The organism is Rhodoflexus sp., assembly GCF_053489755.1.
In genome coordinates this window covers 1-16,356 of sequence record NZ_JBRCHD010000065.1, presented here as the reverse complement: position 1 = coordinate 16,356, position 16,356 = coordinate 1, and the positions used below count along the sequence as shown (strand labels likewise).

The following is a 16,356-nucleotide window of genomic DNA, read 5'->3' as shown; positions in this document are numbered from 1 at the left end:
CGATTTTTATATGTTAAAGTACGCGACGTAGTTGTACCTTAAATTCACTTCTCCGATTGCCGTCTATTCTGTCTAACCCCGAACCGAAAGTGTTTTGATTGCGCAGTTCTGTAAACGCATAGCGCAGCCAAAGATCGGTTTTCCGCCCAATATTGAACTGTGCCATATAGTAATTGCGAAAGCCGCGCCCATTGTAAGCCGGAATACTAAAAGAGTAGAGTACGTCTTTTTCAAAAATAAACTGGCGGTTTTCAAAGTCGTCAGTATCGAACAAGGCAAAGCGGCTGCTGATTTTCACCAATTGAAAGTCTAGAACAAGGTCTTGCACAATGGCAACGCCTTGTGTCATTGCGCCTCCCTGTTGCTGGAAACTGCTCCACTGTATGCGGCTGCGCGTCGTTACGATTTTTTCAGCCTTAAAATCTGCATTGAGCTGGAAGTTGCGCCGCGTAGATGGCACAACAACATCCATGATCGTTGTGTTATCGCGCAAATTCCGCCCTTTAACTTCCTGCCTGAACTGAGCATAAAGTACTACCTTTCGGTTGGGCTGATAGGTTACGCGGGCGAGCCATTCATTGCCCGTAGAAGGCGCATCTACTACGAAGCGCAACCATGGAAAGCGGAAAATATCGTAGTAGGCGGCGATTGTCCAGCGCAACGTAGGCCTAATTTTGATGCCCCAATAAATGCCGCTCTCGTTGATCGGGCGCGTGCCTTCGCTGAACGACTGCCCATAGAGCGAATGGAAATTGCGGTCGTAGCGGCGGTAGAGCATTGACATATCTACTTTTGCCGAAAGGCTGCTCACAAAACCTGCCAATGCACCTACGCCTCCGCTTGCTGATCGGGCAGCCTCGCCAAAGAAATTGAAGTTTCGGTAGTTGTAGCTGAAAAAGCCGCCGACGTTATGATTTTGCCTGCCGCTGAACTCAAAGCGATTATAAATTCTGTCTATCGGACGGATTGGGACGCTAAAGTTGGTCATCATCACCGTTGCGCCTGCTTCTAAGTTGCCGTTCGACGAGCGATAGGTCGCTGTAACGCCGCTTGTTACCTCGCTGATCGCATTTTTGTTGTTCAGTTCGCGTTCTGTGCGGTGGAAACCCGTAGGCACAATGCTATTGACAAAGGCATCGCTGATAATATCAATATCGCTGAGTGTATCGGCAGCAGTAAAATTGACGTTTGCTGAACGGCGGGCAAAAGAGATAAACGGCGTTACATCTACCTTCCCAAAACCGATAGTAGCAGCAGCGCCGCGAAAGAACCCACTTTCCAGCACGCTGGTGTAGGGGCGAATGCCGGTATTGCTGCGGCGAATGGTAGCAACTGTTTCTGCTCCCTTACCGATAGTAAAACCTGCGGCAAGCAGCATCCCTTGTCCCGCCTGAATGAGGTAGTCGCCGAGTATGAGCGCCTTGAACCGCTCGCGATTGTATATTGCTGCATGAGCTGACCAGAAATCCATTCCAAATTGACGGCGGGCAGGATTCCACGCCAGTTGTTCGCCTGCGTCTTTTTCGGCAGTAAAACCGATGCTGAAGTCGCGCAGATGGCTGACGCGAAAGCGCATATAAATTTTATCGGGCGAGCCGAGGTAGCGCGTTTGCGGCAAACCTGAGCGCAGCGTATCGCCGGGAGCTAAAGGGCGAAACCCGCGCTGTTCTTCCAGAATCCGCGAGTGGCGGTAGATAAAATAACGATTTTCCTCACTTAGAATCCGCTCCCATAGCGAGCGCGTATCGGCTGCGAAAGTTGTTTCTTCTACGGTTACAAAGGGCAGAATTTTATAGATGGTCTCCAGATCGAAACCTTCGATAGCTTGCAGTTCATAGATACTGAGCAGGTCGCCGTTTTGCTTGCGGTATTCGAGGAACTTATTGATTTGAAATTGTGAGAGAACGTAGAGGTCGGCGAGTTTTTCGTAGTTGGCGCGGTTCAGGTTAAGCGGGCTGGTGTAGAGCAGATAGAGCGATTCGTAAGCATCTTCGTAGTTAATGTCTTCGTCTTGTACGGCAAACAGCAACTGGATAAACTGGTCTAAATCAACCTCAGACTGAAAGCGTTTTTGCTGCGCCCATGCAGTCAGACTCAGGATAAAAAGCAGCGCAGCGAGTAGGTTTTTTTTCATTATTCGGATGCTTTTTTGGCGAGTTTGGGTTTGGTAAGATGGTAGCGTAGCGCTACGTGGTGCGAGGGCATCAGTTGCGGATGTGTAGCAACGGCATATCCCGCCTCCAACTGCCGCAGGTACAGGCTAAAGCCAAACGAACCAATATTGGGTTGTGTGGCAATTCCTGTTCGTATCGCCATTTTTTCGATGATGCGATACTCTACCCCCACTTTCACCCGTGCAGGCATTTCTGCATCTTTTTCCCCTTCCGCATTAATCATTAGGTGCTCGTTGGGTCGGTAGGAAAGCCCTGCCTTCATAATGGTTGGCAGCCGTTCGTCCTGAAAATCGGCTAATCGGGCTTGTGTAAAGTTAAAAATATGTGCGCCTATCCACAGTTGGCGCGTCAGTTGCCCCAGTCCGCCAAACTCGAAGGCGAGCAGGCTGCGCATTCCCAGTCCTTCTATGTTAATTTGCACATAGTTGGCGCGAGCGCCGAGGCTGTAATTGGCAATTTTGTGGCTGATGCCCAGCGAACCGATGGTTTCGTTGAACAAGTTGTCGCCAAAGCGCGAAAAAGTAGCCGAAGCCCATGCGCCTCCATAAACGGGAGCGGCGATGCCCGTAGCAACAGTATGAAAACCCGCAGCCTGAAATCGGTTGTCGTAAGCAGAAAGCAGCGCAGCCTGCGTATGCCAAGCAAGTCCGCCGATGTTGTTGAAAGCAGACCATTCGTCCTGTAGTGTAACGGCTGCATTAGCCATACCTGCGGCGCGCGCACCAATGCCGTTGGCGCGCCATTGTGCTTGCAGATCTCTACTAAACAGCCCAAGAAGAAACGTGGCTGCGATTAGCCCAAGAGGTAAAGAGTGTTTCATGCCTGCCTTTTTATAGCGAAAAATAAAGTTTATTTTGCCATATTTTGCTTGGCGAGGTCTAAAATTGTAACTTGTTTTGCTTGACTTGCGTTTAAAGTTCTTTGTATTTATGCGGATGAACAAAATTATTATTGCCATAGACGGATATTCTGCCTGTGGAAAAAGTTCGACTGCCAAGGCAGTGGCCGCGGCGCTGGGTTACAACTATATAGACAGCGGTGCTATGTACCGCGCTGTTACGTTGTATCTCATGCAGCACTATGTAAGTTTAGACAATGAACGGGAAATCAACCGCGCACTTAGCAACATAGAAATAGAGTTCCGCATTCCGCCCGGAAGAACTGACGGTATCAGCGAAACCTACCTCAACGGACTAAATGTAGAAGAAGAGATTCGCAGCATGTCTGTATCTGAAAATGTGAGCGAAGTCAGTAAAATTGCGCAGGTGCGTCATTTCCTTGTTGCCCAGCAGCGAAAGATGGGCAAAAAGAAGGGCATCGTGATGGATGGACGCGACATAGGCACGGTCGTATTCCCACAGGCAGAGTTGAAACTGTTTATTACTGCAGATCTGCACGAGCGGGCCCGTCGCCGACAAGAGGAGTTGCTTGCCAAACAGCAACTTGTCAGCTTAGACGAGGTGATCGAAAACCTCATCAAGCGCGACCAGATAGATACCACCCGCGCCGAGAGTCCGCTGCGCAAAGCCGAGGATGCGATCGAATTGGACACAACTTTTATAACATTCGACGAACAGGTAGAGATTGTTTTGCGTAAAGCATACAGAAAAATGATGTATGCACCCGACGAAGTGATTTAAGCCCTCTGTACGATCATGGAACAGGATACGCGCTGGAAACAACGGTTTCAAAACTACGAAAACGCCTTTAATCGTCTGCAAGAAGCTATCGCCTACTATAACTTAAATCCGATTGACATAGTAAAAGAGGCGGTTATACAATGCTTCGAGTTTACGCATGAGCTTTCCTGGAAAGTGATGAAAGATTTCCTGGAATATGAGGGTATCACCGGAATAGTAGGCTCAAGAGGCGCGGTAAGGGAGGCATTTAACAAAGGTTTGATTACTCAGGGGCAAACGTGGATGGATATGATAGAAAGCAGAAACTACACTGTACACACCTACCATTCCGATATTTTAGCAGTTGAATTTACCAAAATCGTCTCGTTGTATGTTCCTTTGTTCACAGAGTTTCGCGAAAAAATGAAAACTTACTTATGAAGTTTGGATTGGATCAAGCCACTGTAGACAAAATACATTCGGTCTTTGTGAGGTATCCCGAAATAGAAGAGGTGATCATCTACGGCTCGCGCGCCAAAGGAACCCACAGAGAGGGGAGCGATATAGACATCACGCTGAAAGGAGCAAACGTAACTGATCGCACCCGATCCAATGTATGGCTGGATATTGACGATTTGAATACCCCCTACCTTTTCGATATTTCAGTTTTTCATAGCTTAGAATCCGGTAGTTTGCTGGAGCATATCAACCGCGTGGGAAAAGTATTTTACAAAAAAGAAGTTTAGCCTTGATTAACCTGCAAGAACGCCGCACAACCTCTAACCTTGTCATGCTGATAATGGCAGGGCTGATAGGCGCGGGATCTATCTGGTACACTAATTCTCTGGTAAAACGCATTCTGGCACAAGAAGAGCAGCAAACCTCTATTTTCGCTAAGGTTCAGGAATACATAGCAACTGTTGAGCCGGGGGAAAATATTAACACGCTCATAGAAGTGATTGATGCAAACTATACCTACCCCGTCATACTAACCGATGAAGATAACAACGTACTGGGGCATCGCAATATCAGTATTCCCAGCGGCGAGGATTCGCTAGCTTACTTAGCCGCAGAGCTTGCCGAAATGAAGGTGGCACACCCGCCTATTGTGGTAGAACCTGCGCCGGGTCTCAAAAATCTGATTTATTACAAAAACTCGGATCTGGTAACACAACTCAAGTATTACCCTTACATAGAGTTTATCGTTGTCGGCTTGTTTTTTCTGATTTTCTACGTGTTGTTCAATGCTTCCCGCAAGGCAGAGCAAAATAAGGTATGGGTAGGGCTTGCTAAAGAAACTGCACATCAGTTGGGCACGCCTATTTCTTCGCTCGTAGCATGGATGGAGTATTTCAAAGCCGATGAAACATTAGATGCCGAGATCATTAGCGAGATTGAGAAAGATATTGTCAGATTGGAGATGATCACCGCGCGGTTTTCGAGCATTGGTTCGCCGCCTGTGCTCAAATTTGAAAATGTGGAGCAGTTGGTCAAAGAAAACATAGACTACCTGCAAAAGCGGATTTCTTCCAAAGTACAGATCAGCATCCAGAACATGGAAGATGTAGCGCCCGGTGCGCCGCTCAATCGCGGACTGTTTGAGTGGGTAATCGAAAATATTTGTAAGAACGCCGTAGATGCTATGGGCGGGGCAGGGAAGATAATGCTTACAGTTGGCTATACCCGCGACGGCGGACAAGTACAGATTGATATTTCTGATACGGGCAAAGGCATTCCTAAAGCACTTTGGAAACAGATTTTCAAGCCCGGATTTACGACCAAAAAACGCGGTTGGGGTTTGGGACTCACCCTTGTAAAGCGGATTGTGGAAGACTACCACAAAGGCAGTATTTTCGTGCTGTCCTCGTCGCCGGGCGAAGGAACGACCTTCCGCATCCTGCTGCCCCGTTTCTAAACCTTGAAAACGCGGCTTTTTTGTTGTTTTGTCGTACTTTGCAGCCATGAGTTTCCTGTATCCGTCGTTTCTCTGGGCGCTGGCGCTGGTTGCCGTGCCGATCATTATACACCTTTTCAACTTTCAGCGACCCAAAGTTATTTACTTTACTAATGTTGCTTTCCTGCGCGAGGTAAAGTCGGTGGCTACTTCCCGCAATCGCCTCAAGCACCTGCTCGTGCTGCTGATGCGCTGCTTGTTTATCATCGCGCTGGTTGTAGCCTTTGCGCAGCCTTTTATCCCCTATCATCAGGCAGATAATCTGCCTGTAGCAGGCAATCAGGCGGCTATTTACATTGACAACTCTTTCAGTATGCAAAACGAGCGCGACGGCAAAAAACTGCTCGATCGCTCGGTAGATCTGGCCTTGCAAATCGTCAGAGGGTTTCCGCAGAATGCGCGTTTTTCGGTACTCAACAATGGCTTTGAGAATGACCTTAATTTCCTTTTTGAACCTGCCAAAGCCAATGATTGGATCGCTAAGACCGATTACAGCAACATAGGACGCACTTTGGAAAGCGTGTACGAGCGGCAAAAAAGTATTCTGGACAACGCAGCGGGCAGCGGCAGCCACCATATCTTTTGGCTTACGGACTTCCAGCAGATGCCCGGCAGTGATTTGGAAAAATTAGCTGCCGACTTAGACAGTGTGAATCGTTTTTATCTCCTCCCGCAGGAAGCCAATGATGTATCCAATGTATATATAGACTCGGTTTGGTTGGAAAATCCTTTTGTGCGCGTCAATGAGAGCAATACGCTGCGGATTCGCATGCGGCATTTTGGTACAGAGGCGGCTAACGAGCGATTGGTGAGGCTCTTCATCCAAGGTAAGCAGGTTTCAGGCGGAACGGTCAGCCTGCAACCAGGTGAAACCTCTGAGTTGGCGCTTAATTTTGCCGTAACCTCTGCGGGGCAAAAACCTTGCAAAGTGGTGGTGGACGATATGCCCGTTGCTTTCGATAATAGCTATTTCTTTACGCTCAATGTAGCCCCTGAAATCAATATTTTGCACCTCGTAGAAGGAAACAGTCCGCCATATATCCCTAACGTGTACGGCAACGAGCCTTTTTTTAAAATCGAATCGGTTAATGCAGGTAGCTTAGACCATGCCCGTATCAATGCAGCTAACGTCGTGATCTTGCAAGGATTGAAGAATATTGATCCGGGCTTGCAAGTCGCACTGCGCAACTTTCTGATACGCGGCGGTGCGCTTGCCGTATTTCCGGGTCAGGTTTTTGATGCACAAGCCTATTCCGATTTGCTGAGCTTGCGCATCACGTTTATTCCCGATGCACTTTCTTCGGCTACGCTCCGGCTGCCAATGAATCCGCCCAATTTGCAGGAGCCGTTTTTCAAGGGAGTCTTTGAAAAAATGACTGAACAAGGCGAAGCTGCCCGCATAGCAATGCCCGAAGCCAAAGCCAATCTGGCATGGAGCGGGGCGGGCAGAGAACTGCTGGGGCTGCGCAATGGGCAGGCTTACTTTACCGCATTTGAGCTATTGAACAGCACGGTTTTTCTCTTTGCAGCACCCTTAGATATCAACTTTACCAACCTGCCGCAAAACGCGCTCTTCGTTCCCATCATGTACAAAATTGCATTGGCAGGTAAGCGCGGTAGCGAGCGGCTGGCCTACTCTTTTGCAGAGCCATTGATCGCATTGCCGCTGGCAGAGGGGCAAAGTTTCTCGCGCAACGATGTGCTCAAACTTGTACCGACAGATAGTTCTGCCACCGATCGCGAGCTGATCCCTGTGCAGCGTTTTGCCGACAACCAACTGATTATTGAGTTGCCGAAAACTGAATTGACGGCAGGCAACTACAACTTGGTGCAGCGCAAAAATGGCAACGTAGTGGCTACAATCGCATTGAATTATGACAAATCCGAGTCGCAGTTCAAGGTTTACAAGGCAGAGGAGCTGAAGCGCATATTTGCAGGGCGGAAAAATGTACAGGTGTTAGACCAAGTAAGTGCAAGCGAATTTGCAGGCACTTTTAATGCGCTGAACCTTAATAAACCGCTTTGGCGCTACTTCATTATGGCAGCGCTTGCCTTCCTGCTGGCCGAAGTGCTGCTGCTGCGTTTTTGGAAAGGGTAGGTCTCGATATTAGAAGAGCAATACAAGCAGACAACTCTTAACGGAAACTTAATCATTATCAGGAATTTGCGCTTCAACTGTTTTAGCGTACCTTTGCGCCTCAATCAAGGGTGAAGCCCCTATCACTTAGTTTCTTTATGCAAAACATCCGCAACATCGCCATTATTGCCCACGTTGACCACGGCAAAACAACGCTGGTGGACAAAATTATTCACACCTGTCAGGTCTTTCGTGAAAATCAGCAAACAGGCGAACTTATCTTGGACAATAATGATTTGGAGCGCGAGCGCGGCATTACCATTGTTGCCAAAAACGTATCGGTACGCTACAAAGGCGTGAAAATCAATATTATAGATACCCCCGGCCACGCCGACTTTGGCGGAGAAGTGGAGCGCGTGCTGAAAATGGCAGACGGCGTACTGTTGTTGGTAGATGCATTTGAAGGCCCAATGCCCCAAACGCGCTTTGTATTGAGCAAGGCAATTGGCTTGGGTTTGAAGCCGATCGTAGTAATTAATAAGGTAGATAAGGAAAACTGCCGCCCCGACGAAGTACACGAGTCAGTATTTGACCTGATGTTCAACCTTGGTGCAACAGAAGAGCAGTTAGATTTCAGAACATTATACGGCTCATCTAAGCAAGGTTGGATGAGCTACGACTGGAAAGTGCAGAACGACAGCATCCTGCCCCTTTTAGATACCATTCTGGAGGTAATTCCTCCGCCACCTGCGCCGGAAGGTATTCCACAAATGCAGGTTACTTCGTTAGACTATTCTGCCTATGTAGGTCGTATTGCGATCGGTCGCGTGTTCCGCGGATTGCTGCAAGAGAATACGACTATGGCACTGTGCAAACGCGATGGCACGATTCAAAAGGTACGTGTTAAAGAACTTTTCGTCTTCGAAGGTTTGGGCAGAGAAAAGGTGAGCGAAGTCCGCGCCGGAGATATTTGCGGAGTAGTAGGTTTGGAAGATTTCGAGATTGGCGACACAATCACAGATGCGGAAAACCCCGATCCGATGCCACGTATTGCTATTGACGAGCCGACGATCAGCATGGTATTCAGCATCAATAACTCGCCTTTCTTCGGCAAAGAAGGCAAGTTTGTAACCTCGCGCCACCTGCGCGATCGGTTGATGAAAGAAACAGAAAAAAACTTGGCGCTGCGCGTAAAACCAACTGACTCGGAAGACCGCTTCTTAGTATATGGTCGCGGTATTCTGCACTTGTCGGTACTAATTGAAACGATGCGCCGCGAAGGCTACGAATTACAGGTAGGTCAGCCACAGGTTGTTTTCAAAGAAATTGACGGGCAGCGCTACGAGCCTATAGAAACACTTGTTGTAGATGTTCCCCAAGAGTTTGCAGGTAAAGTAATCGAACTGGTAACCCAGCGCAAAGGCGAACTGCTCGTTATGGAACCCAAAGGCGACTTGCAGCATCTGGAATTCAACATTCCGGCGCGTGGGCTGATCGGTCTGCGCAGCAACATGCTGACTGCCACTCAGGGCGAGGCGATCATTTCACACCGCTTCAAAGGATATGAGCCTTTCCGTGGCGCGATCCCTGAGCGCATCAACGGCTCGCTGATTTCTATGGAAAACGGCCCGGGTACAGCCTATTCGATTGATAAATTGCAAGACAGAGGCATATTCTTTGTAGATCCGGGAGAGGACGTGTATGCAGGTCAGGTAATCGGCGAACACAATCGCCCAAGCGACCTGATTGTCAATATTCAGAAAGGCAAGAAACTGACTAATATGCGTGCCTCAGGTTCTGATGATAACGTGCGCATCGCACCTAAGCGTCAGTTCTCGCTGGAAGAGGCAATGGAATACATCCAGAAGGATGAGTACGTAGAAGTAACGCCGCTCAGTATCCGCATGAGAAAAATTCTGTTGGACGAAAACGAGCGCAAGCGTCAGGAAAAACGCGAATTAGAAACGGCTTAATGCACATCCACAGTACGCCTGAATGGCTTCATCGCCTTTTTGATGGATTCACTTGGCGCAAGTCAACCGAGCGCAAGGTGTTGTACCTCACCTTTGACGATGGGCCTATTGCACTCACCGAGTGGATATTAGACGTACTGCAGGATCATAATGCAAAGGCAACTTTTTTCTGTGTAGGCGAAAATATCATGCGCAACCCGCAGATCTTTCGCCGAACGCTTGCCGAAGCACATGCCGTTGGTAATCATACATATAATCATTTGAGCGGTTGGACAAATGCATTCAATCGCTACACGGCTAACGCAGCCCTGTGCCGTTCCGAGATGGAAAAGCACGGGGCTGTTTGCCGTTTATTTCGTCCACCCTATGGACGCATTACTTCGCGTCAGGCTGCAGCGCTGCGCCACGACTACGAGTTGGTTATGTGGGATGTGCTTACCTGCGACTATAGCCCGAGCATACGCCCCGAAGATTGCCTGAAAAACTCTATCGCGGCTACTCAAAACGGTTCCATTATCGTTTTTCACGATAACCAAAAGGCAGATACCAACATCCGCTATGCGCTGCCACGCTACCTATCGCACTTTGCTGATGCGGGCTATGTATTTGAAGCGCTAACCTGAGCCATTCTAAATGCTTACATATTTATGCGACTGACTGTCATTGTATTGCTGTTGATTTCGAACTGCTTTATGACCTATGCTTGGTATGGTCATTTGAAAGATTTCAAAGACAAGCCACTGTTCTATGTAATCCTGATTTCGTGGGGCATTGCATTTTTTGAGTATATGGTACAAGTGCCTGCCAATCGTTGGGGCAGCACGATCTACAATCCGGTAGAGTTGAAAACCATTCAGGAAGTGATCAGCCTGACGATCTTCATGTTATTTTCGGTGTTCTACCTCAAGCAGCCCTTCCAGTGGCAGTATCTGGTAGGTTTTACTCTGATTGGTGCGGGAGCTTACCTGATTTTTGCCAAGTAAGAGGAGTTGAGTTCTATGCTACGCAGCAATAGGCAGCGTGAAAAAGAACACACTTCCCTCGCCCTCTTGACTCTCTGCACGGATTGTGCCGCCGTTTTTTTGCACCAGATTTTTGACCATCTCCAGTCCCAGTCCGCTGCCTTTTTCGCCTGCTGTTCCGCGTGAGGTAATCCGATCGCCGGAAAAAAGCCTTTGCAAGCGCTCGGCGCTCATGCCCACACCCGTATCGCGGACAGCTACTTCTACTTTCTCATCTACGGTTTTAGCTTCCACGCGAATGTCGCCACCGAGCGGTGTGAATTTGATGGCATTGGCAATCAGGTTGCGCAAAATAGCAGACAGGTGATTGCTGTCTGACAAGACTCTGCAATCCGCAGCAATGCCGTTGTGCAGGTTGATGTGTTTGGTAGCGGCCAATGCGCCCAGAAAGCCAAACATTTCGTTAACGGCATCGTGTAAATCAATCGGGATGATATGTAAAGTTTCGCCTTCCATTTGGCTGCGCGTCCATGCGAGCAAATTTTGTAGTGTAGTATCGGTAGCGCTGAACTGTCTTTGCAACTCTCTTTGGATCATCTCCAATTCGCTACTGTTCAACATTTGGGGATTAAGAACGTCTATCGCGCCTTTGAGCGCCGCCATCGGGCTGCGCAAATCGTGGGCAATCATAAAGAATAGCCTGTTTTTGAATGCGTTGAGCTTTTTCAGCTCCTGCGATTGCTCCTCTGTCTCTATCGTTTTCTGTAATAAATCCCGACTGAGCCTGCGTTTTTCCAACATGCTGCGCGTCATCAGGACGGCAAAGATGAACACTGCTACAACTGTTGTGCCGAGCGCATAGTTGTATTGCTTTTCTCTGATCACATCTTGATCTGCCATTGCTTTTTCTTTGGTCAGTATATTGATTTGTGCTTGCTTGATTTCATTCTGAAACTGTGCATCCAGAAAGGCAATGGTCTCTTCGTTTTTTTCGGTAAAAATGGAGTCTTTAATAGTAGTGTATTCCTTGTGGTAGCGCAAGGCTTCGGCAAAGTTTCGCTGTTTTTCGTAAGTAGCTGCCAAACCTTCATATGCTTGCTGCACCTCAAGACGTATACCTGTATTTTGTGCGATAGCAAGCGCTTGCTCAAAGATAACAAGTGCATCATTGAACATATTGCCCGCTAGATATGCTTCTCCAAGGCTATTGAGTGTTTCTGCAAGTCCGTACAAGTTGGTGATTTCGCGGTGTAGCTGTGTCGCTCTATTCAGGATTTGAATGCTTGCCGGAATATCGCCTTTCTGCGTATATAGTTCGCCCAGGTACAGATACACATAGCCCAGAATCCGTTTATTTCCTATTTCATGAGCTAATTTCTCTGCCTGCGTCAGGTAGAATACTGAACTATCGTAACTTTTTTGCCTCAGATGAATTATGCCCATGTTTCGGTAGCTGGTAGCAATTCCCTCTTTGTCACAAATTTGCTTTTTGATATTCAGCGATTGTGTGTTGTAGAGTAGCGCCTTCTCCAAATCGCCTTTGTCTAAATAGACATTGGCAAGGTCGTTATAGCGGAAGGCAATCAACTGGCTTGCCTTGATGCTGTCGGCAATTTTGAGCGATTGCAGATGGTACATGATGGCAAAGTTGTAGCGCCCCTGCCGGTAGGCTGCCATGCCCTGATAGCCGATGGCACGCGCCTGCCCTTTGGCGTAGCCGATTTGTTCTGCCAACTCCCGCGCCTGACGGGCATAGGAAGCCGCCTGTGTAACTTCTACGTTCCGCAGCGCAAAAGCAAGGTCGTTCAGCAGGTTGACCCGATTGGTATCTGCTATTGTATAAGTAGGCGAAGATTGCAGCAAGACTTTTTCCAGACTGTCGGCATAGCGTTTTTGTGCCTGTGCTGTAATAGCTTGCAGACAGAAAAACAGAAAGATATACATTGCCCAACGAGTCATCGGCACTAAGTTAGGGAATAAAAATTTCAAACCCTTACAGCTGCTTTGCCTTATAGCGCACCATCAGCGTGGCAAAAGCTACTACCGAAATAGAACTCAGCGGCATCAGGATGGCGGCAATAACGGGCGAAAGGTCGCCGCGCACGGCAAAACTCAACCCTACCGCGTTGTAGCACAAAGACAGCGCGAAACAAGCCTTTACCACCCAAACCGCCTGTTTGGAAAAGCGCATGAAACGCGGTAATTGATGGAAAGAACGCGCATCCAGAATGCCGTCGGAAGCGGGGGAAAATGCCAGTACATCCTCTGCAAGGGCAATGCCTACGTCAGCTTGCCGCAGCGCTCCGGCATCGTTCAGCCCGTCGCCAAGCATTACGGGATGGTTGCCTGTATCTTGCAAAGATTTCAGAAAAGCCAATTTATCGTGCGGACTTTGCCGGAACAGCATAGGAACGGTGGGTTGCGTTTTTGTTTGCACTTGCGCAAAGAGTTTTTCCAAGCGCGGGCGTTCCCCTTCTCCATCGCCGGAAAGAACAGCAATTTTGTAGTTAGGCGCAAGTTCCGCCAACATGCCGCTTAAATCTTCGCGGAAACTGTTTTGCACGGTGAATTTGCCGCGCAAAGTGTGGTTCAAAGAAACATAAACGCCTGAACGATTATCAGCGGCAACCCCTATAAAGTCGGCAGAGCCGATTTTTATGAAAGTATTCCCTGCGTATCCCTCAATGCCTTTGCCCGGATATTCGCGCACGGCTTGCAAGGAAACGCTTTGCGCACCGTCCAAAAATCGAGCGATAGCTTTGCTCAAAGGGTGTGTGGACTGCGCCGCCAGCGCCGCAATTTGCGCCTGTTCCGCTGCCGAAAGCGGCGAACCCTCCCAAGTAACTTCTGCCTTGTGCGTATCGGTCAGCGTACCTGTTTTGTCAAATACGAGCGTATCGGCGGCGGCTAAACGCTCTATAACTTGCGTGTTTTTCAGGTAAAACCTGTGCCTGCCAAAATAGCGCAGCGCCGTTCCCAGCGCATAGGGGGCAGCCAGCGCAATGGCACACGGGCAAGCGATAATCAGCACGGAAGTGAAGGCGCGCAGCGCAGTGGTAGTATCCTGTGGCAGCCAGTACAACGCCGCAGCTACAGCTACAGCCAATACATTAGTCGTAAAAGTTTTGCTAAATCGGTCGGTTACTTGCTGGATGCGCGTATGGCGGTTTTTGGAAAAAATTTCGTTGTTCCAGAGTTGCGTCAGATAGCTTTGTGAAAAGTCCTTGACAACTTCCAGTTCAATCATGCCGCCTACTTGCCTGCCGCCCGCATAAATCAGTTCGTTTTCTTTTTTGGCAATGGGTTCGGCTTCGCCCGTTACAAAACTGTAATCAATCAGTCCTTCACCGCTGCGCAAAATTGCATCGGCGGGAATCAACTCTTGATGGCGCACAATAATTCGGTCGCCTTTTTTGAGTTCGTTTACTTGCACGAAACGCTCCTCGCTGTCTTTTTTCAGGGTAATGGAAATAGGAAAATAGGATTTGTAATCGCGCTCAAAGGACAGCGCCTGATAGGTTTTTTGCTGAAAAAGCCGCCCCGTGAGCAGGAAAAACAACAGCCCGCCGAGCGAATCCATATAGCCTGCGCCCGTTTCGGTCAGAATTTCCCAAGCGCTTACGCCAAACAGACAAACGATGCCTAAGGTAATCGGCACGTCTATGTTCATCTGCCGCTGACGGAAAGCATGCCAAGAAGAAATGAAGTAATCTTGTGAACAGTAAAGCAACACAGGCAGCGCCAGCAGAATATTCAAGTAGCCAAAGAATTGGCGGAAGTTATGCTCCACGTAGTCGCCAAAGGTGAGGTATTCAGGCAGACTAAGCAACATCATGTTGCCAAAGCAGAAAAATGCAACGCCCGCCTTGTAAATCAAGGCGCGGTCGGTGGCGGGCTTTTGCTGTTTGTCGGCATCGTCCAGTGTGATGAGCGGCGGATAGTTCAGGGAAGCCAGCAGTTCGGCAAGCTGCCGCAGCGTGGTTTGCTCGCGGTTGAAGGTTACAGCAAGCTCGCGCTTCATAAAGTTCACTCGCGATTGCAGCACACCCGCATCTAATCGTTGCAGATTTTCTAACAGCCAGATACAGGAAGCGCAGTGAATGGCAGGCACAAAAAATCGAACTTTGGCGGTTGCGCCTTCGGCAAAGTCTAACAGTTGCGCGGCTACCTTCTCATCGTCCAGAAACTGATAGGTGTTTTTATGGCGCTGTTTGCCGTTGGCGCCGGGCGCATGGGCAATGTCGTAGTACTGACACATTTGGTTGTCGCGCAGCAGTTCGTACACCGTTGCGCAGCCCTGACAGCAGAAAGGATGTTCATCTATCCGAATCGGCGCGGCTTCACAGGTTTCGCCGCAGTGGTAGCAGGATTCCTTTTCGGCTGTAGCCGTCGCTTTTTTGGGTTCAAGTGAAAGAGGTTCCATCAGAATGATTTTGTGCGCTGATTCGTTTTGAAAAGAAGTTTGTTTATTCGGTTTACAGGGCGCAAATTCTAACAAAGCGCGGCCTCAAACAATGATTTAGGTCATCGTTGCTTGACTGTATCAGAAAAAAAATTGCTATATTTGATTATGATGATAACTGCTAAGTCTGCTTATCAACGCAAGATTCTACCAGTAGCTACACGGTCGGCAATTGTAATTGCTTGTTTGTTGGCAGCCTTTTTACTTTTTTCCAAAAGCCGAAACCGCATCAAATCAGATGAATTTATTCACTAGACAAATCAGGAAGTGCTGACGGCTTACGATACAACAACCGATCCGGTATTAAGGGATAAACTGCGAAAGGAACAAAAAGCGCGTGGACTGCGTAATCAGAAAAAGCGAGGCAAGTGATGAATGATCTTAATTTCATAAAAGCACAATTAGAAAATCCGTCCTTGAAGCGGCGCAGGGATTTTATGGAAACATATGATTTCCCTGAACAATACAGCTATTTTTACCATCACTACATTCGGCAGAACCTGCAACAAGCGCATAAAGACAACTGGTATCTGATTGCGCTGATTGAACTGGCAGAAGATATTGGTTTTTTTGCCGCAGACATTCCGCCGATATTATGGCGCTTATACGAGCAACGACGAGCTGCCACTTACCTGAAATTAACTATTCTGGATTATTTTCTTGCTTATCCAATCGCACCGGGTGAAGTAGCTGCTTGGGAAAAACGCTACCTGAAATACCTGAAAAATGCGCAAAATCCACTCATCCGCTGCCAGTTATTAGTTAATTTGCTAAACATCGGTTGCAGGAAAAATGAATACTGTGTGCAACTGACAGAAGAGTTACAGCACACTACCGACTATCATGTCATCATACGTGTTGTAAATGCACTATCTAAAATATCTTTGCCTTCGGGATATTATCACCGATTTATAAAGACGATCAAACAAAATCCATTGGCAACCACACGTGCAGTTGCCGATATGCTTGCTGAAAATTAGCGTTGCTAATCCACTACGATTCCAGTCAGACTCACAGGATCAGACTGGGGCAGTTTTCAGTCTGACCCTGTGGGTCTGACCGCTATTGAAAGATTAGCGAAAAACGACTAACTTCGGATTTGCACTTTTCAAAGAAGTCATTTTTGCTTATACCT

The 16,356-nt window shown here is 48.2% G+C and carries 13 protein-coding genes; 9 read left to right on the top strand and 4 right to left on the bottom strand.

Annotated features, from left to right (window positions below):
- Positions 1–13: 13 nt before the first annotated feature.
- Both ACWIP2_RS14480 and ACWIP2_RS14475 read right to left on the bottom strand, forming a co-directional pair.
- Positions 14–2,134 carry a ComEA family DNA-binding protein gene (locus ACWIP2_RS14480; RefSeq protein ID WP_448520651.1) on the bottom strand — a complete coding sequence of 707 codons (2,121 nt, stop codon included), beginning with the start codon at positions 2,132–2,134 and terminating at the stop codon, positions 14–16.
- Positions 2,134–2,994, bottom strand: coding sequence for a hypothetical protein (locus ACWIP2_RS14475; RefSeq protein ID WP_448520650.1), 861 nt, complete (start codon positions 2,992–2,994; stop codon positions 2,134–2,136). Before ACWIP2_RS14475 ends, ACWIP2_RS14480 begins: the two co-directional genes overlap by 1 nt.
- A 115-nt stretch (positions 2,995–3,109) precedes the next feature.
- Between ACWIP2_RS14475 and cmk the strand changes: the two genes are divergently transcribed.
- From cmk to ACWIP2_RS14435, 8 genes are all read left to right on the top strand, one after another.
- On the top strand, positions 3,110–3,814 hold the full coding sequence (cmk, locus tag ACWIP2_RS14470) for a (d)CMP kinase (RefSeq protein WP_448520649.1): 705 nt from the start codon (positions 3,110–3,112) through the stop codon (positions 3,812–3,814).
- A gap of 15 nt (positions 3,815–3,829) precedes the next feature.
- The gene (locus ACWIP2_RS14465) at positions 3,830–4,234 is read left to right on the top strand and encodes a nucleotidyltransferase substrate binding protein (protein WP_448520648.1); all 405 of its coding nucleotides are present in this window, start codon (positions 3,830–3,832) and stop codon (positions 4,232–4,234) included.
- Positions 4,231–4,539, top strand: a complete 309-nt coding sequence (locus ACWIP2_RS14460; protein WP_448520647.1) for a nucleotidyltransferase domain-containing protein — start codon at positions 4,231–4,233, stop codon at positions 4,537–4,539. Before ACWIP2_RS14465 ends, ACWIP2_RS14460 begins: the two co-directional genes overlap by 4 nt.
- 2 nt (positions 4,540–4,541) lie before the next feature.
- Entirely contained in the window at positions 4,542–5,708 is a 1,167-nt protein-coding gene (locus tag ACWIP2_RS14455; protein WP_448520646.1) for a sensor histidine kinase, read from the top strand.
- Between the two features lie 46 nt (positions 5,709–5,754).
- Positions 5,755–7,845, top strand: coding sequence for a BatA domain-containing protein (locus tag ACWIP2_RS14450; RefSeq protein WP_448520645.1), 2,091 nt, complete (start codon positions 5,755–5,757; stop codon positions 7,843–7,845).
- Between the two features lie 137 nt (positions 7,846–7,982).
- The gene (gene typA / locus ACWIP2_RS14445; RefSeq protein WP_448520644.1) at positions 7,983–9,797 is read left to right on the top strand and encodes a translational GTPase TypA; all 1,815 of its coding nucleotides are present in this window, start codon (positions 7,983–7,985) and stop codon (positions 9,795–9,797) included.
- Positions 9,797–10,420, top strand: a complete 624-nt coding sequence (locus ACWIP2_RS14440) for a polysaccharide deacetylase family protein (RefSeq protein WP_448520643.1) — start codon at positions 9,797–9,799, stop codon at positions 10,418–10,420. Before typA ends, ACWIP2_RS14440 begins: the two co-directional genes overlap by 1 nt.
- A gap of 24 nt (positions 10,421–10,444) precedes the next feature.
- Entirely contained in the window at positions 10,445–10,780 is a 336-nt protein-coding gene (locus ACWIP2_RS14435; RefSeq protein ID WP_448520642.1) for a DMT family protein, read from the top strand.
- Between the two features lie 18 nt (positions 10,781–10,798).
- On the opposite strand, the gene ACWIP2_RS14430 is transcribed toward ACWIP2_RS14435, so the two are convergent.
- Together ACWIP2_RS14430 and ACWIP2_RS14425 are read right to left on the bottom strand one after the other, a co-directional pair.
- Positions 10,799–12,748 (bottom strand): tetratricopeptide repeat-containing sensor histidine kinase, encoded by a 1,950-nt coding sequence (locus ACWIP2_RS14430; protein ID WP_448520641.1) that lies wholly within the window; start codon positions 12,746–12,748, stop codon positions 10,799–10,801.
- A gap of 4 nt (positions 12,749–12,752) precedes the next feature.
- On the bottom strand, positions 12,753–15,182 hold the full coding sequence (locus ACWIP2_RS14425; RefSeq protein WP_448520640.1) for a heavy metal translocating P-type ATPase: 2,430 nt from the start codon (positions 15,180–15,182) through the stop codon (positions 12,753–12,755).
- Positions 15,183–15,592: 410 nt separating this feature from the next.
- Between ACWIP2_RS14425 and ACWIP2_RS14420 the strand changes: the two genes are divergently transcribed.
- Positions 15,593–16,201, top strand: coding sequence for a hypothetical protein (locus ACWIP2_RS14420; RefSeq protein ID WP_448520639.1), 609 nt, complete (start codon positions 15,593–15,595; stop codon positions 16,199–16,201).
- The last annotated feature ends 155 nt before the right edge of the window (positions 16,202–16,356 follow it).

Coding starts and splice junctions, on each gene's coding strand:
- ACWIP2_RS14480 (WP_448520651.1), bottom strand. CDS start 2,134: ATGAAAAAAAACCTACTCGCTGCGCTGCTTTTTATCCTGAGTCTGACT.
- ACWIP2_RS14475 (WP_448520650.1), bottom strand. CDS start 2,994: ATGAAACACTCTTTACCTCTTGGGCTAATCGCAGCCACGTTTCTTCTT.
- cmk (WP_448520649.1), top strand. CDS start 3,110: ATGAACAAAATTATTATTGCCATAGACGGATATTCTGCCTGTGGAAAA.
- ACWIP2_RS14465 (WP_448520648.1), top strand. CDS start 3,830: ATGGAACAGGATACGCGCTGGAAACAACGGTTTCAAAACTACGAAAAC.
- ACWIP2_RS14460 (WP_448520647.1), top strand. CDS start 4,231: ATGAAGTTTGGATTGGATCAAGCCACTGTAGACAAAATACATTCGGTC.
- ACWIP2_RS14450 (WP_448520645.1), top strand. CDS start 5,755: ATGAGTTTCCTGTATCCGTCGTTTCTCTGGGCGCTGGCGCTGGTTGCC.
- typA (WP_448520644.1), top strand. CDS start 7,983: ATGCAAAACATCCGCAACATCGCCATTATTGCCCACGTTGACCACGGC.
- ACWIP2_RS14440 (WP_448520643.1), top strand. CDS start 9,797: ATGCACATCCACAGTACGCCTGAATGGCTTCATCGCCTTTTTGATGGA.
- ACWIP2_RS14435 (WP_448520642.1), top strand. CDS start 10,445: ATGCGACTGACTGTCATTGTATTGCTGTTGATTTCGAACTGCTTTATG.
- ACWIP2_RS14425 (WP_448520640.1), bottom strand. CDS start 15,182: ATGGAACCTCTTTCACTTGAACCCAAAAAAGCGACGGCTACAGCCGAA.
- ACWIP2_RS14420 (WP_448520639.1), top strand. CDS start 15,593: ATGAATGATCTTAATTTCATAAAAGCACAATTAGAAAATCCGTCCTTG.